The 24,199-nt window shown below is 69.4% G+C and carries 25 protein-coding genes and 1 pseudogene; 7 read left to right on the top strand and 19 right to left on the bottom strand.

What is annotated here, in order from left to right:
* Positions 1-24 precede the first annotated feature (24 nt).
* Both ACIPSJ_RS40365 and ACIPSJ_RS40360 read left to right on the top strand, forming a co-directional pair.
* On the top strand, positions 25-1,923 hold the full coding sequence (locus ACIPSJ_RS40365) for a hypothetical protein (RefSeq protein WP_401353353.1): 1,899 nt from the start codon (positions 25-27) through the stop codon (positions 1,921-1,923).
* Positions 1,924-2,122: 199 nt separating this feature from the next.
* A complete protein-coding gene (locus tag ACIPSJ_RS40360) occupies positions 2,123-3,622 on the top strand; it encodes a DUF5605 domain-containing protein (protein ID WP_401353351.1) in 1,500 nt (499 codons plus the stop codon).
* Positions 3,623-3,865: 243 nt separating this feature from the next.
* Here ACIPSJ_RS40360 and ACIPSJ_RS40355 read toward each other — a convergent pair whose 3' ends face one another.
* The 5 genes from ACIPSJ_RS40355 to ACIPSJ_RS40335 all read right to left on the bottom strand — a co-directional run bounded on the left by ACIPSJ_RS40355 (position 3,866) and on the right by ACIPSJ_RS40335 (position 7,682).
* On the bottom strand, positions 3,866-4,903 hold the full coding sequence (locus tag ACIPSJ_RS40355) for an alpha/beta hydrolase fold domain-containing protein (RefSeq protein ID WP_401353349.1): 1,038 nt from the start codon (positions 4,901-4,903) through the stop codon (positions 3,866-3,868).
* The gene (locus ACIPSJ_RS40350) at positions 4,903-5,307 is read right to left on the bottom strand and encodes a metal-sulfur cluster assembly factor (RefSeq protein WP_401353347.1); all 405 of its coding nucleotides are present in this window, start codon (positions 5,305-5,307) and stop codon (positions 4,903-4,905) included. Before ACIPSJ_RS40350 ends, ACIPSJ_RS40355 begins: the two co-directional genes overlap by 1 nt.
* Positions 5,307-6,377: an amidohydrolase family protein gene (locus tag ACIPSJ_RS40345; RefSeq protein WP_401353345.1), complete on the bottom strand. Its 1,071-nt coding sequence runs from the start codon at positions 6,375-6,377 to the stop codon at positions 5,307-5,309. The genes ACIPSJ_RS40350 and ACIPSJ_RS40345 overlap by 1 nt, the downstream gene beginning before the upstream one ends.
* A 54-nt stretch (positions 6,378-6,431) precedes the next feature.
* Positions 6,432-6,833: a heme-binding protein gene (locus ACIPSJ_RS40340; RefSeq protein WP_401353343.1), complete on the bottom strand. Its 402-nt coding sequence runs from the start codon at positions 6,831-6,833 to the stop codon at positions 6,432-6,434.
* A gap of 66 nt (positions 6,834-6,899) precedes the next feature.
* Positions 6,900-7,682, bottom strand: a complete 783-nt coding sequence (locus tag ACIPSJ_RS40335) for an ester cyclase (RefSeq protein WP_401353341.1) — start codon at positions 7,680-7,682, stop codon at positions 6,900-6,902.
* A gap of 308 nt (positions 7,683-7,990) precedes the next feature.
* Between ACIPSJ_RS40335 and ACIPSJ_RS40330 the strand changes: the two genes are divergently transcribed.
* From ACIPSJ_RS40330 to ACIPSJ_RS40320, 3 genes are all read left to right on the top strand, one after another.
* The gene (locus ACIPSJ_RS40330; RefSeq protein ID WP_401353339.1) at positions 7,991-8,404 is read left to right on the top strand and encodes a winged helix-turn-helix transcriptional regulator; all 414 of its coding nucleotides are present in this window, start codon (positions 7,991-7,993) and stop codon (positions 8,402-8,404) included.
* A gap of 156 nt (positions 8,405-8,560) precedes the next feature.
* Positions 8,561-9,268, top strand: coding sequence for an alpha/beta fold hydrolase (locus ACIPSJ_RS40325; protein WP_401353337.1), 708 nt, complete (start codon positions 8,561-8,563; stop codon positions 9,266-9,268).
* A gap of 19 nt (positions 9,269-9,287) precedes the next feature.
* On the top strand, positions 9,288-9,563 hold the full coding sequence (locus tag ACIPSJ_RS40320) for a muconolactone Delta-isomerase family protein (RefSeq protein WP_401353335.1): 276 nt from the start codon (positions 9,288-9,290) through the stop codon (positions 9,561-9,563).
* A gap of 30 nt (positions 9,564-9,593) precedes the next feature.
* Here the strand turns inward: ACIPSJ_RS40320 and ACIPSJ_RS40315 are convergent, their stop codons facing one another.
* The 7 genes and pseudogenes from ACIPSJ_RS40315 to ACIPSJ_RS40285 form a co-directional block, all read right to left on the bottom strand.
* Positions 9,594-10,553: an amidohydrolase family protein gene (locus ACIPSJ_RS40315; RefSeq protein ID WP_401353333.1), complete on the bottom strand. Its 960-nt coding sequence runs from the start codon at positions 10,551-10,553 to the stop codon at positions 9,594-9,596.
* Positions 10,554-10,634: 81 nt separating this feature from the next.
* Positions 10,635-10,910 (bottom strand): hypothetical protein, encoded by a 276-nt coding sequence (locus ACIPSJ_RS40310; RefSeq protein WP_401353331.1) that lies wholly within the window; start codon positions 10,908-10,910, stop codon positions 10,635-10,637.
* A gap of 51 nt (positions 10,911-10,961) precedes the next feature.
* The gene (locus ACIPSJ_RS40305) at positions 10,962-11,321 is read right to left on the bottom strand and encodes a hypothetical protein (RefSeq protein ID WP_401353329.1); all 360 of its coding nucleotides are present in this window, start codon (positions 11,319-11,321) and stop codon (positions 10,962-10,964) included.
* Complete coding sequence (locus ACIPSJ_RS40300) at positions 11,318-12,199, bottom strand: extradiol ring-cleavage dioxygenase (RefSeq protein WP_401353327.1); 882 nt, start codon at positions 12,197-12,199, stop codon at positions 11,318-11,320. The genes ACIPSJ_RS40305 and ACIPSJ_RS40300 overlap by 4 nt, the downstream gene beginning before the upstream one ends.
* Positions 12,192-13,064 carry a citryl-CoA lyase gene (locus ACIPSJ_RS40295; protein ID WP_401353325.1) on the bottom strand — a complete coding sequence of 291 codons (873 nt, stop codon included), beginning with the start codon at positions 13,062-13,064 and terminating at the stop codon, positions 12,192-12,194. Before ACIPSJ_RS40295 ends, ACIPSJ_RS40300 begins: the two co-directional genes overlap by 8 nt.
* Positions 13,054-14,266: pseudogene (locus ACIPSJ_RS40290) on the bottom strand (CaiB/BaiF CoA transferase family protein). The gene ACIPSJ_RS40295 and the pseudogene ACIPSJ_RS40290 overlap by 11 nt, the downstream one beginning before the upstream one ends.
* 98 nt (positions 14,267-14,364) lie before the next feature.
* The gene (locus tag ACIPSJ_RS40285) at positions 14,365-15,402 is read right to left on the bottom strand and encodes an AraC family transcriptional regulator (RefSeq protein WP_401353323.1); all 1,038 of its coding nucleotides are present in this window, start codon (positions 15,400-15,402) and stop codon (positions 14,365-14,367) included.
* A gap of 244 nt (positions 15,403-15,646) precedes the next feature.
* Between ACIPSJ_RS40285 and ACIPSJ_RS40280 the strand changes: the two genes are divergently transcribed.
* Positions 15,647-17,248 carry a bifunctional 3-(3-hydroxy-phenyl)propionate/3-hydroxycinnamic acid hydroxylase gene (locus tag ACIPSJ_RS40280; RefSeq protein WP_401353321.1) on the top strand — a complete coding sequence of 534 codons (1,602 nt, stop codon included), beginning with the start codon at positions 15,647-15,649 and terminating at the stop codon, positions 17,246-17,248.
* Positions 17,245-17,673, top strand: a complete 429-nt coding sequence (locus tag ACIPSJ_RS40275; RefSeq protein WP_401353319.1) for a nuclear transport factor 2 family protein — start codon at positions 17,245-17,247, stop codon at positions 17,671-17,673. Before ACIPSJ_RS40280 ends, ACIPSJ_RS40275 begins: the two co-directional genes overlap by 4 nt.
* 14 nt (positions 17,674-17,687) lie before the next feature.
* Here ACIPSJ_RS40275 and ACIPSJ_RS40270 read toward each other — a convergent pair whose 3' ends face one another.
* The 7 genes from ACIPSJ_RS40270 to ACIPSJ_RS40240 form a co-directional block, all read right to left on the bottom strand.
* On the bottom strand, positions 17,688-18,545 hold the full coding sequence (locus ACIPSJ_RS40270) for a class III extradiol dioxygenase subunit beta (protein ID WP_401353317.1): 858 nt from the start codon (positions 18,543-18,545) through the stop codon (positions 17,688-17,690).
* Positions 18,538-18,897, bottom strand: a complete 360-nt coding sequence (locus ACIPSJ_RS40265; protein ID WP_401353315.1) for a protocatechuate 3,4-dioxygenase — start codon at positions 18,895-18,897, stop codon at positions 18,538-18,540. Before ACIPSJ_RS40265 ends, ACIPSJ_RS40270 begins: the two co-directional genes overlap by 8 nt.
* Before the next feature lie 149 nt (positions 18,898-19,046).
* A complete protein-coding gene (locus ACIPSJ_RS40260; RefSeq protein ID WP_401353313.1) occupies positions 19,047-19,700 on the bottom strand; it encodes a response regulator in 654 nt (217 codons plus the stop codon).
* 19 nt (positions 19,701-19,719) lie between these two features.
* On the bottom strand, positions 19,720-21,348 hold the full coding sequence (locus ACIPSJ_RS40255) for an ATP-binding protein (RefSeq protein ID WP_401353311.1): 1,629 nt from the start codon (positions 21,346-21,348) through the stop codon (positions 19,720-19,722).
* A complete protein-coding gene (locus ACIPSJ_RS40250; protein ID WP_401353309.1) occupies positions 21,348-22,229 on the bottom strand; it encodes a dioxygenase in 882 nt (293 codons plus the stop codon). Before ACIPSJ_RS40250 ends, ACIPSJ_RS40255 begins: the two co-directional genes overlap by 1 nt.
* Positions 22,230-22,246: 17 nt before the next feature.
* Entirely contained in the window at positions 22,247-22,744 is a 498-nt protein-coding gene (locus ACIPSJ_RS40245) for a MarR family winged helix-turn-helix transcriptional regulator (RefSeq protein ID WP_401353307.1), read from the bottom strand.
* A 288-nt stretch (positions 22,745-23,032) separates the two neighbouring features.
* On the bottom strand, positions 23,033-24,106 hold the full coding sequence (locus tag ACIPSJ_RS40240; RefSeq protein ID WP_401353305.1) for a DUF5060 domain-containing protein: 1,074 nt from the start codon (positions 24,104-24,106) through the stop codon (positions 23,033-23,035).
* Positions 24,107-24,199: the final 93 nt, after the last annotated feature.

Below are 24,199 nucleotides of genomic sequence, written 5' to 3'. Positions count from 1 at the left end.
CCAATGCCCATTATTGGAGCCGCATTGATCATCCGAGTTCGCAGTTTCCGTTCCCTCCTCGCGAGAGCCACCGCGGCCTGCGCGGTCGCCCTCGCTCTCACCCTGCCCGGCGGTCAGGCCCCGGCCGCCGCCGACTCGTCCACGGCCGGTGCCGCGGCGGGATCGAGCCGCATACCGGTGGACATCAAGGAATTGCCGGTCCCTCCGACCGTCCCGGCCGACGGGGTCTGCACCCACCCCACGGGCTGTGTCTCGGCCAACTGGAGCGGGATGGGAACGCCCGGCTTCAGCTGGAACCCCAAGTACGTCTACCTGGGCCTCAACTACGCCGGGGCGCCCTCATCGGGTCCGGCGAGCATCTACACCGGCAACCAGGTCCTGGCCGTCCGCACCGACGGCGGCACATTCCCGAACGGTGAGGCGTGGAAGTGCATCACCTGCGGAGTGTCCTACGGCTCCGACATCGACACCAGCCAGCTCATCTACCCGCCCGCCCATGAACTGGCCGACCGCAAGCGCGTCCTGGTGGGCAACGGCATCCTGGAGTGCGGCAGCGGCAAGACGACCTACGCCGCCACCGACCCTCGCTGCACTCCGGCGAACACCCGTATCGCCCCCATCTACTGGAACGACAAGCCGCTGGCAGCCCCCAACGGCGACGGCACCACCAACGGGCGCGAATGGCGGCTGAGCCCCGACGGGGTGCACCTGCTGTGGGACGACCTCGATCTGAAGAACCTGACCGAGCTTCCCCTGGTCGGCCGGCTCGCCTACGACGCACAGAACCAGCGCTACAACCTCGTCAACATCTCGGTCCTGATGAACACCGCGGCCGAATACCAGCCGCTTGTCGTCGAGTCCGGCAACCAGCTGCGGCTCAACCACGCCGGCATGGTCGGCGAACCGCGCGGTTTCACCAGCGACGGACAGTCCACTCTCGGCATCCAGACCCTGGAGTCGGACAACGTCGACGGCTGGGCGACGAACCTGAGCACCGGCCGCTCGGTCCCCGTCACCCGCCACGCCCATTACGCCGACCCGCTCGCGATGTCCCCCAACGGCAAGTGGCTCCTCGCCGGTGAGGTCAACGGCTCGGGCCGGATGGACTTCATCTCAGGTATGCCGGGCATCCCGCCCCTCACCGACCAGCTCTCCACCACCGGTTACATCTCCGGCATCCGCAACGACCACAACCGCCGCAATTTCCTGCCCTGGCTCGTCGATCCCAAGACCGGCAACGGCTTCCAGATCAACGCCGGGGCCGACCTGAACTGGAACCTCGCCGCCGACCCGGTGTGGCTGGCCGACAGCACCGCCGCGGTCTACGTCGAGAACCTCGCCTGCGGCGCCAATCCGACACCGCACGCCTGCGCGGACTCCACCGAGCCCGGAGGCCGCAACAGCCGGCTCATGATCGCCCGCTTCCGGACGCTGACGCCCAGCGTGGCCACTCCCCCCGCCCCGACCTCCGACACCACCTGGGGCATCCCCTACACCCCGGGCATGGCCCTGCCCCAGGCGCAGCCGGTGCCCACCGGCACCTACACCCTGCGAGGACAGGCCAAGGGCTCGGCCACCGTCCAGATCACCGACAACAGCGCGGGCACCCGGATTCTCAGCATCGCCGTGGACTACAACGGCTACAGCGACGACGGCACGAACATCATCGACGGTACCGAGCGGGTGGAACGCACCTCCAACACCACGCTCGGCTGCGCGCCCGGCACCGCCCAGGAGCTCAGCTGTGTGACCTGGACCGAGGACCTGACACTGTCCGGCCGACACACCGGTACCAAGCTCACCGGGCCCGACGGCTTCACCCTCGGCCCGCGCACGATCATCGGCGGCAACTTCAAGGCCGTCGGCACCCTCACCACGACCATCGACGGAACCACGTACACGCAGCCGCCCGCCAACTTCTGACCGGCACGCGGCTGCCACCAGCCGGGTGGGTGTGCGGAACCTGAACCGCACACCCACCCCCCACGGAACCGAACCCGGTGACCTGCTACTGCGGCCGGGTGAACTCCCGTCCGGCCCCAGCCAGAAGGTTGATTCCGTGCCTCACCGCACAGTCACCACACCCCGAATACGTTTCGCCGAACACTGTGCCCTGTGGGACGTGTTCGAAATCGAGATGGACGGGCCGTCGGACGGGAATCCGTTCATCGACATCGAACTCGCCGCGATCTTCAGCGACGGGCGGCGCGAACTCCGCGCCGGCGGCTTCTACGACGGAGACGGAACGTACCGGATCCGGTTCATGCCCGATACCGAGGGGCCCTGGACCTTCGCCACGACGTCCACGGCTGCGACTCTCGACGGGCTGTCCGGCCGTTTCGTGGCCGAGCCCGCCGCACCCGGCCAGCACGGTCCCGTGCGCGTGGCGGACCGCCACCACTTCGCGTACGCCGACGGCAACCGCTACCTGCCGGTCGGCACCACCGCATACGCCTGGACACATCAGGAGGAGCACCTGAGGGCCGCGACGCGACGGACACTGGCCGCCAGCGGCTTCAACAAGGTGCGGATGTGCCTGCTGCCCAAGTCGTACACGTACAACACCGACGAGCCCGAGCTGTACCCCTTTCCCGGTTCTCCGGCGGACGGCTGGGACACCACACGGTTCGACCTTCGGTTCTTCCGACGCTTCGAGAACGAGGTGCGCGCCCTCCGGCACCTGAGGATCGAGGCGGACATCATCCTCTTCCACCCCTACGACCGGTGGGGCTTCGCCGAGCTGGGCCGTGAGGCAGACGACCGGCTGACCCGCTATGCGGTGCGCCGGCTCTCGGCCCTGTCCAACGTGTGGTGGTCGATGGCGAACGAGTACGACCTGGTGAAGGCCAAGACGGAGGCCGACTGGGAACGGCTGGCCGGCATCGTCGTCCAGGAGGATCCGTTCGACCACCTCACCTCGATCCACAACTACGACGAGTTCTACGACCACACCCGGCCGTGGATCACACACTGCAGCGTCCAGCGCACAGACCCCTATCGCACAGCGGAGAACACCGACGTCTGGCGCAAGCAGTGGGACAAGCCTGTCGTGGTCGACGAGTGCGGCTACGAAGGCGACATCGACCACGGCTGGGGGAATCTCACAGGTGAGGAGCTGGTACGACGCTGCTGGGAGGGGGCGGTTCGTGGCGGGTACGTCCAGCACGGCGAGGCCTATCTCAACGACGCCGAGGAACTCTGGTGGTCCAAGGGCGGCGTGCTGACCGGCACCAGCTGGGAACGCATCGCGTTCCTGCACCGACTCGTCCGTGAGTCCCCCACCGGCGTGCTCGACCCCCTCCACACCGGACTGAGGGGGCCCGCCCCGCGCGGCGGAGTGCGGGACACGTACGAACTCACCTACTTCGGCTTCAACCGTCCGAGCTTCCAGGTCATCAGCCTGCCCTCCGAAGGCCGCTTCGCCATCGACGTGATCGACACCTGGGCCATGACGATGGACCGGGTATGCGTGACGACGGACCCCCGTGTGCGCGTGCGGCTACCGGGCCGCCCGTACATGGCGATCCGCATGACGCGCCTGCCTGACGCCGTCGGGACCCCGCTCGCACCCGCCGTCCTCGTCCCGCTCGCCGAGGATCGTGCCAGTGGATCTCGCCCATGAGCTTCCGGTAGACGTCCAGGAAGCGGAGGTTCTCCCACCTCGTAGATGTCGTTGTACGGGCCGGGCAGGCAGGAGGGGTTGCGGACGCCCTTCCGCACCGATGTGCAGAGGTGGTTGTCCTGTTCCCGGGCCAGCTTGTGAAGTTCGAACAGAATGGCGGGAACGAGTTCGGGGTGATTGATCGCGCGGTGGTAGCGCTCGAGGGCGCTCTCCCAACAGATCTTCCGGTCATGTCCACGTTTCTCACGCGCCCCAAGGGTCCCCGCGCAGGTGCCGGTCGAAGAACCGCTCGACCAGGCCGGGGGTGAGGGTGACCTCCCGCTCGCGGCTGCCTGCTGCGCCCCGCGATGAGAGCAGGGTGGCCTGGTGCGGTGATTCGGCGTTCTCCCAGGCGGCTGTGTTGAGGAAGCCGTGGTCGACGCCGTGGACCAGGAGGAGATGGGTTTCGGCGTCGGCGGCCACCAGCGCGTCGAAGAGCCTGCGGGCCTGGGCGGGACCGATGACCAGGTCGGCGTCGCCGTGCAGCAGCAGGGTCGGCGGGGCGCCGGAGCAGACCTGGTGGACGGGGCTGGCGTCGCGGGCGAGGTCGGGCAGGTCGGCCGGGCGACCGCCCAGCAGGCCCCAGGACGGGTCGTCGGGGTCCTGGTCGCTGAGGATGCCGCCGGGGAGCGCGTCCTCGGACAGAGACAGCAGGTCGGTGGAGGGGTAGCCCGCGGCCACCGCCCGGACCGGGGGTGCGTCGGTGCGGTCCGGGCGGGCCCCGGCGAAGCCCGCGAGCACCGCGAGGTGGGCTCCCGACGAACTGCCCCACAGGCCGATCGCGTCCGTGTCCAGGCCGTGTTCCGGTGCGAGGCGGCGCAGATGGCGCAGCGCGGCGGTCACGTCGTCGAGCTGGGCGGGCCAGACGGCGACCGTGCTCGGCCGGTAGTCGATGTCGACCATCGCGTAACCGCGCTGCGCGAACAGGCGGGTGAGGTTCGGTCCGACTCCCCGACGCTGCATCCTCCACCCTCCCCCGGGCAACCACACGATGACCGGTGCGGGTGCGAAGGAACGCGGAGGCAGGTAGAGGTCCATGCGCAGCTCGATCTCGCCCTCGGTCCCGGCCACCCGTGCGAACACCATGTCCCGGATCACGCGGACACGTGGCGGGGGGAGAGTGGCGGGGGGCCTGGGCGTTTTGCTGAGACCCTCCATGAAACGCTGGGTGACTTTGGCGTTGTGCGCCCGTACCGCGGCCTCGTCGTGGTGTGCGGCCGAGGCCGCGGACGGGTCGTTCATCAGCGCTCCTTTACGTCGCTGCCCGAGTTCACCGGCGTCAGCGGCAGAAGCCGTCTGCGCTTCTCGGCCCGGTGTGCGTCGAGCTGCTGCCGGTAGTGCGGTGCGAGCCTGTCCTCGGTCCACTCGGTCTCGTGGTCCAGCGTGACGTCGACACCGGTGACGCCGGGCAGGGCGGACAGACGTATCCGCGTCTCGTTGACGAATGTGGTCAGGAGCATGCAGGTGGGGTCGGTGAGGGTGATGCCCACACCGATCCGCCGGCCGTCCGGGCCACTGTCGCCCAACCGGATCTCACTGATCATTCCCATGTCGTCCATGCCGGCCGGGACACCGGCGACGGTGCTGCACGGGTCGATGATCCCGTTGAGCACCTCGCGCACCCGGGCCTCGGTGACGTCGCTCATCACACCGCCCCCGCGAGCTCCACGTGGCCGCCCCAGGCAGGCGCCAGCTCGTCGGTGTCGAACTCGTCGCCGGCGATCGACGCCCGCAGTTCGTCCTCGTCGATGCCGTGCAGGCGCAGGAAGTTGCGACCGAGGATGTTCTTCTTCGTTTCGAGGGTCAGCGGCTCCATGCCCTCCTCCTCGATCAGGTCCTGCGGCATCTCGAAGTTCCAGAACGCCTCGATCAGCGGGCGCGGGTGGACCGCGAGGCAGCCGGTGCCCCAGATGATGCGCTGCGCTCCGTTGTTCGCTTCGAGGAAAGCCCCCATCGCCCTGGCGAAGCGGCGCGGGGCGGTGCGCACCAGGGAGGCGGTCACCTCCAGGTTGACCACGACGTTCGGGGTGGTGTCCATCAGCAGCGCCGTCTCCTCGACGAACGCCAGGCCACCGTGCACGATCTCGAAGGTCAGGTCCGGGAAGGCCTGTGCGGCGGCCTCGACGTCGTCCACTCGCAGGGAGCCCGCCGGTCCCGGGCCGACCGGGAGTGCCTTGTGGATCCCGACGACCTTGACGCCCCGTTCCAAGGCGCGCTCGTACACCGGGAAGGCCGTCTTGGGATCGCCCATGTCCAGGCCGGTAATCCGGCCGTCGATCATGTCGTAGGGGTAGAACTTCAGCGCGTTCACCTGGTATTCGTCGACCAGCTCGTCGACCCGCTCCACCGCGCCGGGCCGTAGCGGAGACACCGCTCCGTACACGAACACCCGGTTCGGCCAGCGCTTGCGCATCGCCACGCCGGTGGCCAGCGGAGAGCCACCGTCGTGGAAGAAGTGGTAGATCGGTGTGTCGTGGTAGACGATGATGTCCGACTGGCTCTCCGCCAGGATCGCCCGGCCGAGAACCTCGGGGCCGGCCCCGTGGTCCATCCACATCGACTTCTCGATGGTGTATTCCGAACCGCCCCATTTGCTGTGCAGCTGGTGCATGTGTTCGCCGACCATGCGGCCCACCTGCTCCTCGTCGACGCAGTTCTCGGGCAGGAAGTTGTAGTCGTGCGCCACACCTTCGACCACGAGAGTGTCATCGATCACTGTCGTCTCCTTCGACGAATCGTCCTTCGGGATACTTGATGTCGTCCGTACCGTTCAGGCCAGCAGCGCTGCGATGCTCTTCAGCGCCTGCACCGCGAGACGGTCGTCGGTGGCTCCGTCCGCGCCGCCGACACCGATACCGCCGATGACCTCCCCGTCATCCGTGGTGATCGGATGTCCGCCGGGGATCGCCAGCAGTTCGCTGTCGATCAGGTGGGGGTCCTTGGCGAACTCCGCGAACCTGGTGGTCGACAGATGTATGACCGCCGCCGTGTAAGCCTTGCGGCGTGACGTCTCCACGCCCATCGGTCCGGCGCCGTCGTCCTGGAGCAGCACCTTGACGACACCGCTGCTGTTGACCACGGTGGCGCACATCCGCAGGCCCTCGGCCCGCGCGGCCTCCAGAACGGCCTCCGCCGCACGGTGTGCGATGCCGTAGCTCAGGGGTTCCCTCATGTCGTCCTTCTCGCCCTTCTCTTCCTTGGCCGGGCGAGCTCGCACGCCCGGCGCACGGTCAGGGGCTCAGAACATGGTGTTGTCGTTGCCCGACTTCTCCGGGATCGGCTGGATGACGTCCCAGTGCTCGACGACCTTGCCGTCGCAGACGCGGAAGATGTCGAGGACGGCGGAACCGCGGTCGTCCGGGGACAGCTTGAAGTGGTGGTGGAACGCCACGTACTCGCCGTCGGCGATGACTCGCTTCACGTCGAAGTTGACGTCCGGGTTCGCGTCGAAGACCGCCGCGAACTGCTCCTTGCCGGCCGCGATGCCGCTGTGGGACTGCGGGTTGTGCTGGTGGAACGGGTCCGCTGCGTAACGTTCCAGGGCCGTGACGTCGCGGCCGTGGATCATCTCGTCGAACAGGGCCTGCACGACCCGCTTGCTCTCGGCGCCGGAGGCGTCGGCCGACTGGTCGGCCGGGGCGCTCAGCGTGGAGTGCATGTCGTTGCCGTTGACCGAGCTGTCCGGCACGTTCTGCATGACGTCCCAGTGCTCGACGATCTTCCCGTCCTGGATCCGGAAGATGTCGACCACCATCTGGCTGATGCCCGGCTCGAGTTCGGCGTGCGAGTGAAGCAGGACCAGGTCGCCCTCGGCGACGGCCCGGACCACGTTGTAACTGAGGTTCGGGTAGCGGCCCCTGAAGCCGGTCACGAACCCGCGCAGCGCAGCGGTGCCGTTGGGTGCATGAGGGTTGTGCTGGATGTACTCGTCCCCGATGTACTTGTCGATGACATCGAGATTGCCGTGGCTGAACAGCTCGTTGTAGAAGTGAAGGACCATCTCTTTGTTCTCGGTGGACATGACTACCGCCTTTCTTGCTGCTTCACATGGGGAAGGGGGCTGAGAACATGGTGTTGTCGTCGGCCGAAGCGAAGAACGCCTCGGCTCCGGAGGCCTCGGTGACGGCCCGCTTCACGCCGCGGCCCGACGGGCGCCGGCAGCTCTTCGGGTACGGCTCGCGATGGTGAGCATGGGGTGCCCTGTCTTCGTGAAGGGACTCCCTCGCGGCGCCGCACCTCGGCATGGCCGAGTCGGCACCGGGGGCAGTTACCACTTGTGCGTAACCCCATGATGGGTGACCATCGGAAGAGACGTAAGGAGGCACTTTCATGTCAGCCACGAACAGCGGTGTGCCCGTGCCCGACCCTCTCGGCAAGGACTGCCCGATCCGCGAGGTGCTCGACCGGATCGGCGACAAGTGGAGCAGCCTGGTCGTCATGCGGCTCGGGCAGCGCACCCACCGGTTCAACGAACTGCACCGCGAGATCGACGGGATCAGCCAGCGGATGCTGACCCTGACCCTGCGCCAGCTGGTCCGTGACGGCCTGGTCAGCCGCACGGCCTACGCCACGGTGCCACCGCGCGTCGACTACGAACTCACCGAACTGGGCCGCACCTTGATCGCCCCGATCACCGCGCTCCACGAATGGGCCGTGGCACACCGCGACGACATCCGCCAGGCCCGCGTCGACCACGACCGCACTGCGGCTGCGGAGCCCGACTACCTGCCGGCGCCGGCCTGATCAGGGCCATCGCGACGGATGACGTAGGCGGTGCGGGACAGACCGCCGCCCGGATCCGGTCATTCGCGCGTTACCGAGGTCGGCTGCCGCTCCCTACCGTCGGTTCCGTCGTCGTCGCACAGCGCGCGGTGACGCAGAGCAGAAGGCGGCCCCCGCATGAGCATGTTCGTCCTCCTCCACGGCGCATGGCACGGCGGCTGGGCCTGGCAGCGGGTCGCCCCCGCCCTGCGCGCCGCCGGTCACGAGGTGCACACCCCCACCCTCACCGGCCTCAGTGACCGCGCCCATCTGCTGAGCCCTCAGGTAGGGCTGGCCACGCACGTCCAGGACGTCGTCGCGCTGCTGGAGGCGCACGATGCCCGTGATGTCGTCCTCGTGGGGCACAGCTACGCGGGCCAGGTCGTCACGGGGGTCGCGGACCGCGTACCGGACCGGCTGTCGACGCGGGTCCATCTCGACGCGTTCGTGGGGGGCGACGGCGACGCCGCGATCGATCTGCTCCCCCCGGAGGTCGCCGGGCACTACCGAGAGTCCGTGGCCCGGTCCGGGTTCGGCTGGCTCATCCCGGTACGGCCGCTGGAACGGCTGGGCGTCTCCGAGCAGGCCGACGTGGACTGGCTCACCCCCCGGCTGACCCCGCACCCCTGGCTGACCTACACCGAGCCCCTCCGGCTGGACGGCAAGGCCAAGCTGGTCCCGGGCGCGTTCATCGAGTGCGTGGACTGGATGCGGGTCTTCACCAGGCAGGCCAGACGTGCCGCGGCCCGCGGCTGGCCGGTGCACGAGATCTCCACCGGCCACGAGGCCATGGTCACCGCCCCGGACGAGCTGGCCGCCCTGCTGCTGGAGATCGCAGCCCGCTGACCCCTGAAAGGGAAACCCGATGGAATTCCTGGTCCGTACCGAGATCCTGCTGCCCGCCGACACACCTGACGACGTCCGGGAACGGCTGCGAACGAACGAGCGCGAGCGCGCCATGGAGCTGCGCGCGGCGGGTGTCCTCAAGCGGCTCTGGCGCGTCCCTGGCCGCAACGCCACCATCGGCCTGTACGAGGCCGCGGACCCGGCGGCTCTGCACGACGCCCTGTCCTCGCTTCCCATGTGGAAGTGGATGGACGTCACGGTGGAGGCACTCGCCACCCACCCTCAGGAGCGGTGACCGCCGGTTCCGGGGCCTCGGCGGGCACGGTCAGAGTTTCAGCAGGCGCTCCGCGTTCAGGTGACAGATCTTCGCCCGGTCGGCCTCGCTGATCGGGGCGTTCTCGATGAAGGCGACGGCCTCGTCGTTCTCCTCCATGGGGTAGTCCGTGGAGAACATGATGCGGTCCGCGCCCAGGGCGAGCATGCTGCCCAGCAGGGGCGCCTGCGCACACACCCCGCTCGTGGTGATCATGATGTTCTCGCGGATGTAGTCCGAGGGCCGCTTCTTGCCGAGCTTGATCCCGCGGCGGTCGGCGAACCGCCAGCGGGTGTCGAGCCGCCAGAGCATGCCGGGCAGGCTCTCGCCCATGTGCCCGAGGATCAGTGTGGCGTCGGGGAAGCGGTCGAAGACGCCGGAGAAGACGATGCGCAGGGCGTGTGTGGCGGTCTCCACACCCCAGCTCCAGATCGGGCCGATGAGCTCCTCGTGACCGCGCAGGTTGTGCCAGGTGTCGAAGGAGTTGGCCGGGTGCAGATAGAGGGGGACACCGAGAGCTTCGGCCCGTTCCCACAGGGGGAAGAACTTCTCCGCGTCCAGGTACTCGCCGTGCGTGTGGCCGTTGACGAGCGCGCCGCGCAGGCCCAGCTCATTGACCGCGCGGTCCAGTTCGGACACGGCCGCCTCCGGGTCCTGCAGGGGCAGGGCGGCGAATCCCGCGAATCGTCCTGGATGCCTGGCCACGATCTCGGCGAGGAAGTCGTTGGTGAGGGCCGCGTTGCGCACCGCCGTGGCGGTGTCCTTCTCCGCCTGGACACCCGGGGAGACGAGCGAGAGCACCTCGACGTCGATGCCGTACTGGTCCATCTGGGGCAGCCGGACCTCGGTGAAGTCGAGTAGCAACCGCAGCGAGCTCTGCCAGTAGTCAGGTGCGAACAGGGCAGCACCTGGCAGGCTGTAGTGCTCCATGGCGGCGGTGGTGAAGTGCTCTTCGAGAGCGATCTTGCGCATGCTGGTTCCGGTTGCCTTTCGTGAGGCGGCGAAGGCCCGGGCCGCTCACAGGGCCGGGCGCCGCCGTGGGGGTCAGGAGGGTCAGACGGCGGAATCGGGACGGAGGAGGACCGCGGGCGGGACGTGCGACCGGGTCCGTGGGCGGCCGCCGCCAGGCGGGACGCGGACGGCGGCCAGCGCTGCGAGCGCGCCGATGGCGGCGAAGATGTAGAAGCTCCATTTCAGATCGAGTCCGGAAGCCAGGATCCGGCCGCCGAGCGAGGGCCCCACGACGGCGCCGAGCCGGCCCACGGACAGTGCCCAGCCCGTCGCCGGGGTTGTGGCGGGTGCGCGCAGGGGGGCGGGGTCTGCTTTCACAGGCGGTGTCCTTCGGGGAAGGCCCTCAGCACCGAGGGCCGCTCGGTCTGCTCATGTCGTGATGTCGGGGTACGGCAACCGGATGTGCCCCATGCGCTCGGCGTAGGCCCGCTGGTACTCCAGGGGGCCGTGGTCGCGTTCGAACAGGGCGATGAAGAGGGTGAGCGTGAGGAACGGATGGGCGCCCAGCTCGAAGAGGGCGACATGGTCGTGGCGGCGCAGCGCGTCGCGCTCGTCCTCGGTGAAGGACAGCCAGGTGGTCCGCTCGGCGTCGGTGCAGTTGAGCAGCTTTCCGGCCGTCTCGGCCTCCCACCACGCGACGGTGTTGTCGGGAGTGGTGCGGTAGCGCTCGACCAGTTCGGGGTCGCGGTCGACGGTGTAGAGGAACTTGTTCAGGAGGTACTTGCTCACCGGGTCACCTCCGCCGTGCGCGGCGTGCCGCCGGGATACCAGGTGAAGTACGCCTCCATGGTGTGGAACAGGTCGAGGGTGTCGACGTGGTCGGCCTTCGTCCCCTCGCCCGCCACGCCCATCATCAGCATGAAGTCCATGAACCCGTGAGTGGCGTTGCCCGGGGCGTGCAGGCTGTCGAGGGTCACCTCGGCCAGGCAGCCCTCGATGTCGCCCGAGGCGATCCACTCCACCGCCCTGCGGTCGAACTCCGGGTCGGGTCCGTGCTCACCGAACTGGCGCGGACCGCCCAGCTCCAGCGACAGATGCCCGGTGCCGATGACGGCGACCCTCTTGTCGCTCTCCCAGGACTCGACCATCTCCCGGATGGCCCGGCCCAGTTGGACGAAACGGCGCGGTTGCGGCAGCGGCGGTGCGAAGATGTTGGTGTAGACGGGCACGATCGGCAGGTCGGCCTCGGGGCGCAGCGTGATGATCGGGCACGTGATGCTGTGGTCGATGCGCAGCTCGTTGGAGAAAGCCAGGTCGAAGTCGCGGTCCAGGCCGTCGCGCAGCAGGTGCGCGGCGAGGTCCTCCTCGCCCTTGAGCAGCATCCTGGGCAGGCCGAACTCGCGTTCCTCGTTGTACCAGTTGGCGTCGAACGACGGCGCCTTGCCGATCAGGAACTGCGGCATGTTGTCCAGCCACAGCTGATGGAAGTGGTCGCTGCCGATCATCACCAGGACGTCGGGTTCCGCGGCCGTCAGGGTCGCGCGGAAGCGCTCGATCTTTGCCACCCACTCGTCGGCGAACGCCGGGCGGTCCTCGCCGGTGGCGGTGCTGGTGCGGTAGTAGAAAGGGTGGTGGGTGGACGCGATGACCGCGGCCAGTTCAGCCATGACGACCTCCGTCGGTGTCGTGGGAGGCAAGGGGGTCCGGCCGATACGGGTCCGGGGCGACGGGCCGGTTGTTGAGGTCCACCGAGAGGAAGACCTCGTTCGCCACCGGGTGGCGCAGTTCCTCCGCCAGTTGCCCGATCAGCCCGGCGGTGCGGGCCAGCAGCGCGAAGCCGCGCAGCAGTTCCAGGGGCAGTCCGAGGTCGGCCAGGGCCGCGCCGCAGACGCCGGCGCCGTTGAGCGGCAGCTTCCGGCCCAGCACCCGCGGGTGGACCCGGCCGATCGCGGCGAACAGGGACAGATGCGGTCCGAGCAGCTCTTCCTCGGCGGCGATCCGCAGCAGCCGCGGGGTGCGGGGGTCGCCTTCCTTGTGCACGTGGTGTCCCAGGCCGGGGACGAACCGGCGGGCCGCGCGCTGTGCCCGTACGGTCTCCAGGGCGACGGCGTCCCAGCCGGCGTCGTCGGCGGGCAGCGGGCCGTCCGCCCCGGTGAGGACTTCGTGGAGGAACCGGCCGCAGTCCTCCGTGACCCCGAGGAAGCGGGAGCCGCCGCCTAGGAGCCCGGCGGCGAGGGCGCCCTGCACGGAGTCCGGGGCGGACAGGTAGGTCAGCCGGGTGACGATCGCCGTCGGGGTGAAGCCGTGGTCGGCCAGCGCCGCGAGCACCGCCTCGAACACCCGGGTCTCCCCCGGAGTGGGCCGCCGCTGGGCGGCCAGCCAGAACGCCAGCTCGCCGAAGCCGATCTCGCCCATCACGTCCCGGGCCAGGTCGGTCCCGAGCAGGGTGATCGTCGTGGGGGTGGAGGCGCCGAGTGCGGTCGGATACGCCGGGGGTTCGATCAGGTCCCGGTCGTCGGTCTCATCGGTCACGGTCGTCCTCCCGTGGAGCGGTGAGCCAGGCACGGACGTCGGTGCCGTGCTCGTCGAGTGCGGGCGGGGGGAGCCGGTAGGTCGGCGGTGTCCTGGACAGCCGGATGGGATTGCGGACTGTCGGGACGGCGCCGTCGCCGGACGTGACAACGGGGTCCAGGCCCAGGTCCTCGGCGAGCCGGACACCACCGGCGACGGTGTTGATCGGCCCGCAGGGCAGCCCGGCTCCGGTGAGGATGCCGAACCAGTCCTGTGCGCTCTTCGTCGACAGCGCCTCCAGCAGCAGGGGGCGCAGTTCCTCGCGGTGGTCGTTGCGCTTGCCGACGGTGTCGAAGCGTGGGTCGTCGGCGAGGTGCGGGCGGCCGATCGCCACCGCCAGCTTGCGGAACTGGCACGTCGTTGCCGGCCACGACGATCAGCTCGCCGTCGCCGGTGCGCAGCGGCTCGTAGGGGAACAGGCTCAGATGCGCGTTGCCCATCCGGGTGGGGACGACGTCTCCGGCGACATAGGCGGAGGTCTGGTTGACCAGTGCGGAGAGCGCCGTGGACAGGAGATCGGTCTCCACGTGCTGGCCCTCGCCGGTCAGGTCGCGGTGGTGCAGCGCGGAGAGGATGCCGATGGCCGAGTGCAGGCCGGTCATGACGTCGAAGACGGAGATGCCGGCCCGGAACGGTGGCCCGTCCGGTGCGCCGGTCAGACTCATCAGTCCGGACATCCCCTGCACCAGCAGGTCGTAGCCGGGCAGCTTCGCCCCGGCGCCGGTGCCGAAGCCGCTGATCGAGCAGTAGATGACCGTCTCGTTGCGGCCTCGGACGGTGTCGTGGTCAAGCCCGTAGCGTGTCAGACCGCCGGGCTTGAAGTTCTGGATGAACACATCGGCCCGTGCCGACAGTTCGTGCGCGAGGGCGAGGTCGCCGGAGTCCTTCAGGTCCAGGGTGATCGATCGCTTGTTCCGGTTGACGGCCAGGTAGTAGGTGGCGACCCCATCGCGCGTCGGGGGGACCCAGCTGCGGGTGTCGTCCCCTCCAGGTCCCTCCACCTTGATCACCTCGGCGCCCAGGTCGGCGAGCAGCATGGTGGCGTACGGGCCGGCCAGCACCCTGGAGAAGTCGGCCACGACAAGCCCGCTCAATGGACCTGCGGACGGTGATGCGGCGCTCACGGAGGCATCTCCCTGTGTGACGCGGACGGCTGTCGGCATCACCGTGCACGGGAGGCAGGGGTCGGGGGCAGCCGCTTCGCGCAAGCCGCGCGGCCGATCCGCGCAAGGCCGGGCCCCGCTGACGGCGTCGGACACCCTCAACGCCGCTCGCGGCCCCGGGCGGCACCAAGGGTGACGGCGGGGAACTCACCGAACCGGTCGCGGTAGGCGCGCGCGAAACGGCTGGGATTGTTGAACCCCCAGTACGCGGCGACATCGGCGACGGAGCCTACGCCCTGCGCGAGATCGTCATGTGCGCGGTCGAGCCGTACCCGGCGCACGAACTGCATCGGGCTGATCTGATACCGGTCTCGGAAGGCGTACTGCAGACTGCGCGCGCTCATCCCGGACAACCGGGCCAGGTCGGCCACCGTGTAGCCGCGGTCGGGCGCCCGCTCTATCTCCTCGACGACCCGGTCCAGCGCACCACGTGGTGCGGAACGCGGCGGGCCGGTCAGCAGTTGTTCGGTGTAGGAGTGCGGCTGGGAGAGCAACAGGCCGGTGACCAGGCTGCGTTCCAGGAGTTCCTGGTGGTGCCCGTACACGGGGCCGCCGGGGACGTCGACCGACCGCAGCAGGGCGGACAGGATCGCCATCCACCGGTGCCCCGGGCCGTCGTCGACGGGAAACGCCAGGTGGAAGTCGATGGGCTTGACGACCGGCCGGCCCAGCAGGGCGGACAGCTCCTCCTCGACCCGGTTGCGGGTGATCTTGATGGACAACTGGGTGGCGTCCGCGTCCCACCGAGGCAGCGAGGTGTGCAGGCCGGGGCTGAAGACCGTCGCCACCCGGGGCGAGGCCACGGCCTCCTGGTCGCCGCACCGGGAGACGACCTGGCCGGCCAGGGCGATGTTCACGTGGTACGAGGGCAACTCGCCGGGGTCGACGCTGACCGTTGTCCCCGGCCGGACGTAGCCAATGGTGGTGAGCGCGAGGTGAACCGCGCTGATCCGTGGCTGCGCCGCCGCCGGCCGACGCTGGAGCACCTCGATGCGCGCCGGGTAGAAGTGCCGGTTCAGAGTGTCCCGGAACAGGCCGAAGTCGGAGACGGTGACCTCGTTCGGCGCGTCGCGGAATGCCTGGACAGGCAGGTCGGGTCCGGCGGGACGGGACGGTCGGCCCTGCTCACCGTTCATGTGCCACCTCTTCGCTGCCCCGCGGGTCGACGTGATCAGCTCCGGACGGCGCCGCGGCTGCCTGCTGTGTACCCCTTCTCCCGTCCACGGTCCACGTCACGGACGCGACAGGAATCCCATGACCCGGTCGTCGGTGCGAAGGGAATGCGCGAACCGGCCGCGGCCGTGCGCGAAGCGTCTCGGTACGCCGTGCGCCCGTTCCTACTGTCCTTGACATGGCGCGAGTCACGGACATGAGGAACACATGATGACGGGGACGGACGAAGTGGCGGACGAGCGGCTGCACGCCGACGTGGCGGTGATCGGCTACGGCCCCGTGGGCCGGCTGCTCGCCCTGCTGCTGGGCCGGCGTGGCAAGCGGGTCGTGGCGATCGAACGGCAACCCCAGGCGTACCCGTTGCCCCGGGCGGTGCACTTCGACGACGAGGTCGGACGCATTCTCCAGTCGGTCGGGATCCCGCCGGACACCATCACCGACGTCGTCACCCCGTACCGGGAGTTCTACGAATGGCGGGCCGCCGACCGGCGGCCGCTGCTGCGCATGGACTGGCGCGGCCTCGGGCCGTCGGGCTGGCACGTCAGCCACTTCTTCCACCAGCCGGCTCTGGAGGCGCTCCTCGACGCGCGGGTCGAACTCCTGGAAACGGTCACGGTGTTGCGTGGCTGGGAGGCCGAGACCCACGTCGAGCAGGACGACGGCGTCCGCGTGGAACTGCGGTCGGCGGCCGACGAGCGGCGCACGGTCACCGCCCGCTACGTCGTCGGCACCGACGGGGCGAACAGTCTCGTCCGGTCGTGGATCGGCTCCGCCCTGACCGACCTCGGCTACTTCCACGACTGGCTGGTCGTGGACCTGCTGATGCTCGCCCCGCTGGAGGACTTCGACTTCTCCCCCGCTGCCTGGCAGCTGTGCGACCCCCAGCGGCCCACCACCCTGGTGCCGGGCGGCCCCGGAAGACGGCGGTTCGAGTTCATGCGTCTGCCGAGCGAGACGGCCGACGAACTCAACGACGAGGAGACCACATGGCGGCTGCTCAAGCCGTGGGGCATCACTCCACAGACCGCCACGCTCGAACGGCACGCCGTCTACACCTTCCAGGCCCGCTGGTGCGACACCTGGCGCAAGGGGCGACTGCTGCTCGCCGGTGACGCCGCACATCTCATGCCGCCGTTCGCCGGCCAGGGCATGTGCAGCGGTCTGCGCGACGCCGTCAACCTCGCCTGGAAGCTGGAACTGGTCCTCGACGGGCGCGCCGACGACGGCATCCTCGACAGCTACGGGCCCGAACGCGCCGAACACGTCCGTCACTTCATCCAGTCCTCGATGGAGTTGGGGGAAGTCATCTGCCTTGCCGACCCGGCCGCCGCGGCGGAGCGGGACAGGGCGATGCAGGCCGACCTCGCGGCCGGTGTCGAGCAGCCACCGCGACCGCTGCCGCGTCTGGGGGCCGGCCTGCGCCGTGACGACGCCGGCGGCGGCCTGCTGTCCGTCCAGGCCGAGTTGGACGACGGAACCCGGCGCGGGCTGTTCGACGACATCGTCGGCCCCGGCGGCGCGCTGCTGCTGGCAGCCCCTCACCTGCGCGAGGGGCTGCGCCCGCAGGACACCGCACTGCTGTCCGACCTCGACTGGAAGATCGTCACCCTGGACGCCGAGCCCGGTGCGGGGCGGGTCGTGGACATCACCGGCACCTACACGGCGTGGCTGGGCCAGTTCCACGCGGTCGCCGCTCTGATCCGCCCCGACTTCTACGTCTACGGCACCGCCGCCGACGCCGAGGACCTCACCGCGTTGCTCCAGCACCTCGGTGCCGCTCTGCACGCGCCTGCCTCCCCATCTCGATGAGCAACGGCGAACGGGCCGCGGACCTGCGTCTGGTACGCGCCCGGCACAACGTGGTCAACTCCCTCCTGCGCTACCTGCGCGCCGTCGACGACCACGACATGGACGGCGTGCTCGCCGAACTGCGGGACGCGAGGGTCGACTTCGGTGGTGCGGAGCTCCACGGCGTCGAGGAGCTGACAGAGGCCTACCGGGCCGCCTTCGCCGCGGGCGGCCGCACTTACCACCTGCTGCACGAGGTCGAGGTCGAGGTCGCCGTCCACGGCCCCGGCGTGGTGGGCCGGGCGGCGTACCAGAGGTGGTCCCTCGACGCCGATCCGCCGGTCCTCACCGCGCTCGGCCGGTACCACGCCGTGTTCATCACCGAGGGCCGCGAACTGCGCCTGCTCCGGCTGACCGTCGGGCGGAACTGGCAGCGGCGCAGCTGAAGCCGTCCGGCACGTCAGTCCGTGATGTCCGCACGGTTGTCGAACAGGGCCAGGCCGGCGGCCGTGTTGGAGGCGGGCACGTGGTAGGCGGTGTGCACCGTGCGGACCCGTTCGTTCAGGGCGCCACGCATGATGAGCCACATGATCAGCTCGATGCCCTCGGAACCGGCCTCACGGATGTAGTCCTCACGGCTGAGCGAGGCGAGTTTCACCGGGTCGTCGGCGATGGCGTCGAAGAACATGCGGTCGAAGTCGGGGTTGACGAACCCGGCCCGGGCACCGGCCAGTTGGTGGGACATGCCACCGGTGCCGAGGACACCGACCGTCGCCGCCCCCCGGTACGACGCGATGGCACGGCCCAGCGCCCGGCCCAGGGCGTAGCACCGGGCGGCGGTCGGTTGGGGGTACTGGATGACATTGACCAGCAGAGGGACGACCGGACACGGCCAGGCGTCGCCGGGTTCCGGGGTCCACACCGACAGGGGGACGGTGAAGCCGTGGTCGACGTCGAGTTCCTGGAAGACGGTGAGGTCGAAGCCGTCGTCCATGAGCCGCTCCAGGAGGTGGAAGGAGAACTCGGGAGCGCCGACGACGTCGGGCACCGGGCGGCGCCCGAAGCCCTCGTCCGCCACCTTGTACCGCTCCGCGGTGCCGAGGGCGAAGGTGGGCACGATGTCGAGGTCGACGCCATTGGCGTGATCGTTGTAGATCAGGATCGCCACGTCCGGTGTGTGCCGGGCCAGCCAGTCACGGGCCGGCCCATAGCCCTCGAAGAGCGGTGCCCACCCGGGATCGGTCGTCCTGCCGCGGTCCATCGCGGCCCCGATGGACGGCACGTGCGACGTGGCCAGTCCCCAGATCACCTCAGACATCGGTACGTCCTCCGGCCAGCATCGCCGCCTTGAACTCGGCCTCGGACATGCCCGTGAAGACGCCGCCGAGATACTGCATGGACAGCCCGTCCACCATGGCGAGCTTGTAGACGTAGAAGATGCTGCCCCCGAGGCCGAGCATCGCCCGCCAGTCCCGCTCCAGGACCGCTCGGGTCTGGTCGTCCGACAGAGCGAACCGCCGGCAGTAGGCGTCCTCGTCGGTCAGGAAGTCCTCGCGGGCCCTCGTCTCCCGCAGGGACATGAAGAGCTTGTTCATCTGGTGCCCCCGACGGCTGGTGGGACCGTCGAAGACATACGTCCACGGCGGCTCCAGCCTGCTCCGGCTTGTCATGCGGTGCTCCCTGGCTCGGGCTGCGCGCCGGCGCGTGGCCGGGCGGTCGATTCCGACGGTAGATCGCGACCGCCCGTGGGCCATCGCCCTCGTGTCCCGATCGCACGGGCTCTATGTCGGTGTCCAGGCGGGACGAATGACGTACGGGCTCATGCGCCGCGCTGCTGCGGGGCGAGTCCCTGGCGGACCGCGACGAGGGCCGCCTGGGTGCGGGACGTCAACTGGAGCTTGCGCAGCACGTTGCTGACATGCGTCCTTGCCGTACGCTCGCTGATCACGAGGGCGTCGGCGATGTCCTGGTTCGAGCAGCCCTGAGCGACCAGGGCGAGCACGTCCCGTTCGCGGCCGGTCAGGGCACCGAGTCCGGTGGGCGGCGACACGACCTCCTGGGTCAGCCGACGGGCCACCGACGGGTGCAGGAAGACGTCGCCTCGCGTCGCGGCGCGCAGTGCGGCGACAACCTCGTCCGGCTCGGCGTCCTTGAGCAGGTAGCCCGACGCCCCGCCCGCGAGGGCGGCGTGCACGCGCTCCATCTCCCCGAAACTGGTGAGCACCACGACCTTGACGTCCGGGTGGTCACGGACGATGTGCGCGGTCGCCGCCACCCCGTCCATCCTCGGCATCAGCAGGTCGACGAGGACGACGTCGGGCAGCCGACTGTGCGTGGCCATCTCCCGGAGCCGGTCCAGGGCCTGCTGCCCGTCGGCGGCCTCCGCGGCCACCTGGAAATCGCCCAGCACCTCCAGATAGGCGCGGATACCGCGGCGGACCACCGCATGGTCGTCGACGATCATCACTCGCATGTGAGTCCTCATCCCTGTGTCATCGGCCGGGAGCCTTTCCCAGTGGCAGGCCCGGGCCCGGGCCTGCCAGCGCACGGTCCGCACGGCCGCCCGAGGCCGCCGGAACCGACAGAGGCAGCGGGATCACCACACGGACAGACGTCCCGGTGCCCGCATGACGGCCGATCCACAGCGTGCCGCCCCAGTGCTCTGCCCGCTCCCGCATGCTGGTGAGTCCGTAGCCACCGCCCGGCGCGGTGTCGGCGGCGTGCTGCTCGGGCATGCCTCTGCCGTCGTCCGTCACGGTCACGGTCAGCGTGTGGTCCCTGACTCCCGTCCGGAGAGTCACGGAGTCGGCTTCCGCGTGCTTGACCACGTTGTGGACGGCCTCGGCCACGATCCGGTACACGTCCTCGGCCGTCTCCACGGCGACCTGTTCCAGGCCCGGTCCGAAGTCGAGAGCGAAGCGCAGCCCCGTACGGTTCTGCGTGCTGTCCACGAAGGCGCGCACGGCTTCTTCCAGGCCGAGTTCGGTGGAGGACGGGGGACGCAGCTCGTGCACCATCGCGCGCAGGTCGCTCAGCGCCGTCTTCGACAGCGTTCCGACCTCGTCGGCGATGCGCCGGACGCTCTCGCCGGGAACCGCCTGCGCCTGAGTGCCGAGCACCGACATCGACTTGGCCTGCATCGCGATGGAGAACACCTGCTGGACGACCGAGTCGTGCAGGTCGCCGGCGAGCCGCCGACGCTCCTCCCGCCGGGCCGATTCCCGTTCGTTGCGCAGCAGGGCCGCGTAGTCCACGGCGACGGCGGCCTGGTCGGTCATCGCCTCCAGGAACTCCAGGGTGCGCCGCCCGACGATCTGGCCGGGGGCGAAGAAGGCGTTCATCACTCCGGTGACCCGACCGCGGATCAGCAGCGGAACGCTCGCGAACCAGTCCCACTCCGGCGTGCTGAGATGCTCCCGCAGGGGCTCCCAGGCCGGGTCGGTCCGGATGAGGCCGCCCCTGTCCGGCACCACGACCGGCGTTCCCCGCTCGATGGCCTCCATCATGTGCAGGGTGGCGCCACGCTCCCGGCACTCCATGATCCGGGCGAAGAAGTCGCTCCGCGGCGGGAAGCCGGCGGTGCCCATGATCTGCAGACTCTCCCCTGGCTCGTCGAGCGTCATGATCTGCACCGCGGCCAGCATGTCCGCGCGCAGGACCTCACGCGCGAGCGCGTCCAGGATGTCGGTGATCGAGCCCTCCGACGCCAGCTTCGCCGCCGTACGGGCCATGGCGACGACCCGGCGCCGGCGCCGGTGCTCCGCGCTCACGTCCCGGTACGCCACCACCGTCCGGTGGCCCGGCACGGAACGCGTCCGGTAGGCGAACTCACGGCGCTCGCCGCTCGGGGTGACCCAGGTGCACACCTGTTCGTCCGGGTCGTCGTCGAACAGACCGAGCCGGCCGGCCGTAAATCCGTGCACGAGCTCGAATGGTGCCCGCCGGCCGACGAGGGCCTCGGCCGGGCACGCGCAGAGAGCGGCCCCGGCCTCGTTCACCTGCACGAAGCGGCCGCCCTCGTCGATGACGGCAAGCCCGTCGGGCGCGTGCTCGACCAGACAGGACCAGCCCGCGCCCTCCCGGGCGCCGCCTCGACGCCGGCCGGTCATACGAGCGCCCATCAGCCCAGTGTGAAGGAGCGTTTGGCGCAGCCCATCGCAAAGCCGTCGATGGCGGTGCGGGCGGGTGCCTCCGGGTCGGTGGCGCTGCCGAGGGTGATGAAGACGGGGAGGAAGTGGTCGGGGGTGGGATGGGCATAGGGCATCCCGGGCGCCCGGGTGGCGTAGGCGGCGAGTTCGTCAACGTCACCGCGGGCCAGCGCGTCGGCCGCCCAGGCGTCGAAGTCGGAGGACCAGGTGGGCACCGCGTCCTCGGTGAACATCTCTCGGGTGAGGAAGGGCAGTCCGTGCGTCATGAAGCCCGAGCCGATGACGAGGACGCCCTCCTCGCGCAGTGTCGCCAGGCGGCGGCCGAGGGCCATCAGACGGGAGGGGTCGTGACTGGGCATGGACATCTGAAGGACCGGGATGTCGGCCGTGGGGTACATGGCCATCAGCGGGACCCAGGCGCCGTGGTCCAGCCCGCGTGAGGTGTGCTGGTAGAGGGGTTCGGCGTCGGGCATGGCGGCGGCGACGCGGTGTGCCAGTGCCGTCGCGTCGGGAGTGTCGTAGCGCATCCGGTAGTAGCGCGGGTGGAAGCCCCTGAAGTCGTAGACCAGCGGGGTACCGGCGGTTGAGCCGGATATCGCGAGGGAGGCGTCCTCCCAGTGCGCCGAGACGATCAGGATCGCCTTCGGCTTGGGCAGGGACAGCGCCCAGTCGGAGAGCTGGCGCAGCCAGGGGCCGTCGTCGAAGGTCGGGGGCGCCCCGTGGCTGAGGTAGAGGGCGGGCAGCGGGCCGTCGTCCGGGGTCCACTCGCGCTGGACGCGGGCGCGCGCCAGGGCTGCGGGCAGGAAGGCGTCGTAGGCGCCACCCGGGATCTCGGGATTGAGGACAGTGGGCATCGGAACCTCTCGGGTGGTCAGCCGCCGCCCGGGCAGGGGGCGTCGGGGCCGATGGTGTGGTCGATACGACGGCCCGTCTCGCGCAGTTGCCGCTGCTGGGTCTTGGTCAAGGGGGTGAACACCAGGCGGCGGACCTCGGCGACATGCCCAGGGGCCGTGGCCACGACCTTCTCCCAGCCGGCGCCGGTGAGCACGGCGAGGGTGTAGCGGCCGTCGACCGGGTCGGGCATGCGCCGGACCCAGCCCTGCCTCTCCAGCCGCTTGACCGTGTGGGACAGCCGGGAGAGCGAGCCGACGGCGAAATCGGCGAGCTCGCTCATCCGCAGCGTCCGTTCCGGGCTCATGGAGAGCCCCGCAAGCACCTGGTACTCGAAGTGACTGATGCCGGCATCACGCTGGAGCTGGGCATCGAGCGCGGCAGGCAGCCGGATCAGGACACTGGTCAACGCCAGCCAGGTCGCCTGCTCCTCGGTGTCGAGCCAGAGTGGTTTCGCGTCGCCCATAACCTCACCCATGACCATTTAATTGAACCGTCAAGTCAAACTCAACCCGCCTTCACTTGATGCGTCAAGTCATTCGTGGGTGCCACGCACGCGCACACCGGTGTGCGCAACTGACATGGAAGTGCCTTCTTACGCCTTTGCCTCTGATAACTGATGATCTGATTGCTGACGAGAGACAACCTGGTCCATGAATGCCCGGCCGACCGCAACACCGTTGCTCATCACAGGTATGGGCCGCCATCCGGACCGAGACGGAGGCTCCATCATGACCGCCGGGAACAAAGAGCTGGTTCTTCACTTCTATGAAGAGTTGTAGCGGTCGTCGGCTGCCGGGTCCATCTCGGAGAAACCCCAGCGGTCGTACGGGGGGGGGAAGAGGATGACATCGGCCTCGACACCGAGCTCCCCGAGCTGGACGATCCGCTCTTCGAGGTGCCGGAAGTAGGCGGGTTCAGGGCGGTGGAAGTCCCATCCGGACTCGGGCGAACCCTCGAAGAGATACAGCTCCGGCTCATTGGTGTCGTAGAGGTACGACTTGGGGAAGACACTCATCCGGATCTTGTTGCAGGGGCTTCCTGCAAGGGACCGAAGGGTCTGCCTCTCCAGTTCGTCCCCCTGGTGGGTCCAGGCATACGCCGTGGTGCCCACGGGAAGGTAGCGGGTGCCGTCGGCGTACCGGAAGTGGAATCCGCCGTGCACGCGCACCGGTCCGTGATCGCCCGGGCGGGCCGGACCACAGTGGAAACCGCCCTCGATCGCCTCCATCGACCGCGCGTTGCTCGCGGTGCGGAAGGCCCAGTCGCCTTCCTCGTCCGGCAGGAACCGAATGCGGTACGCTCCCTGACCGTCGTAGAAACCATGCACGGCCACGGTCCGGTCCCCGAGCCGGAAGTCGGCTCGAAGCGTGAGGTCGACGTAGGGATTCCCGTGTTCAGGCCCGTGCAGTTCCAGTTCGTAGGTCTGCCACCGGATGGCGGCCTCCTGCTGGACGAGCTGGGCACTGCCCACGGGTACGTCAGACGAGTCGTAGTCGGGGGAAGGCGCGACGTCCGCTTCGGCCGACTCGGGAACGGCTTCGGGGACAGGTTCGGGAATGGCTGCGAGTTCAGCGAAGAGCGCGGCCCGGGTCTCGGGGTCGGTTCGCAGCTCGCGGATGAAGCCGGCCAGCTGTCCCAGGGTTCCGTGTCGGAACTGCACGTGCGTCAACTCGTCATCAAGGTGAGGCAGATATGTGCGCACGATGGCTTCGGCTTGTTGGTCGCGCAGGACGTCGCCGAGGACGGATTCGGGTCCATAGGGTATTACGTGCTCATGTGATGTCGAGACGTGTGGTCCGTGGGATCGCGAGAGCGCGATGTCGGCAAGGCCTTCCACACGGTGGACGACCGACAGGGCAGCGGCGGAATTCTCCTGGCCGAGCAGGCGATGCAGAAGTCGATGACCAGTCCACGTCGGCCGCGTCGATCC

Source organism: Streptomyces sp. NPDC090088 (assembly GCF_044747345.1).
GTDB lineage: Bacteria > Actinomycetota > Actinomycetes > Streptomycetales > Streptomycetaceae > Streptomyces.
Note: the sequence above shows the minus strand (reverse complement) of the source record. Positions and strands in the feature narration are given on the sequence as shown.

Coding starts and splice junctions, on each gene's coding strand:
- ACIPSJ_RS40275 (WP_401353319.1), top strand. CDS start 17,245: ATGAGCAACGGCGAACGGGCCGCGGACCTGCGTCTGGTACGCGCCCGG.
- ACIPSJ_RS40285 (WP_401353323.1), bottom strand. CDS start 15,402: ATGAACGGTGAGCAGGGCCGACCGTCCCGTCCCGCCGGACCCGACCTG.
- ACIPSJ_RS40330 (WP_401353339.1), top strand. CDS start 7,991: ATGTCAGCCACGAACAGCGGTGTGCCCGTGCCCGACCCTCTCGGCAAG.
- ACIPSJ_RS40270 (WP_401353317.1), bottom strand. CDS start 18,545: ATGTCTGAGGTGATCTGGGGACTGGCCACGTCGCACGTGCCGTCCATC.
- ACIPSJ_RS40325 (WP_401353337.1), top strand. CDS start 8,561: ATGAGCATGTTCGTCCTCCTCCACGGCGCATGGCACGGCGGCTGGGCC.
- ACIPSJ_RS40245 (WP_401353307.1), bottom strand. CDS start 22,744: ATGGGTGAGGTTATGGGCGACGCGAAACCACTCTGGCTCGACACCGAG.
- ACIPSJ_RS40335 (WP_401353341.1), bottom strand. CDS start 7,682: ATGTCCACCGAGAACAAAGAGATGGTCCTTCACTTCTACAACGAGCTG.
- ACIPSJ_RS40340 (WP_401353343.1), bottom strand. CDS start 6,833: ATGAGGGAACCCCTGAGCTACGGCATCGCACACCGTGCGGCGGAGGCC.
- ACIPSJ_RS40255 (WP_401353311.1), bottom strand. CDS start 21,348: ATGGGCGCTCGTATGACCGGCCGGCGTCGAGGCGGCGCCCGGGAGGGC.
- ACIPSJ_RS40320 (WP_401353335.1), top strand. CDS start 9,288: ATGGAATTCCTGGTCCGTACCGAGATCCTGCTGCCCGCCGACACACCT.
- ACIPSJ_RS40355 (WP_401353349.1), bottom strand. CDS start 4,903: ATGAACGACCCGTCCGCGGCCTCGGCCGCACACCACGACGAGGCCGCG.
- ACIPSJ_RS40300 (WP_401353327.1), bottom strand. CDS start 12,199: ATGGCTGAACTGGCCGCGGTCATCGCGTCCACCCACCACCCTTTCTAC.
- ACIPSJ_RS40350 (WP_401353347.1), bottom strand. CDS start 5,307: ATGAGCGACGTCACCGAGGCCCGGGTGCGCGAGGTGCTCAACGGGATC.
- ACIPSJ_RS40260 (WP_401353313.1), bottom strand. CDS start 19,700: ATGCGAGTGATGATCGTCGACGACCATGCGGTGGTCCGCCGCGGTATC.
- ACIPSJ_RS40250 (WP_401353309.1), bottom strand. CDS start 22,229: ATGCCCACTGTCCTCAATCCCGAGATCCCGGGTGGCGCCTACGACGCC.
- ACIPSJ_RS40265 (WP_401353315.1), bottom strand. CDS start 18,897: ATGACAAGCCGGAGCAGGCTGGAGCCGCCGTGGACGTATGTCTTCGAC.
- ACIPSJ_RS40315 (WP_401353333.1), bottom strand. CDS start 10,553: ATGCGCAAGATCGCTCTCGAAGAGCACTTCACCACCGCCGCCATGGAG.
- ACIPSJ_RS40280 (WP_401353321.1), top strand. CDS start 15,647: ATGATGACGGGGACGGACGAAGTGGCGGACGAGCGGCTGCACGCCGAC.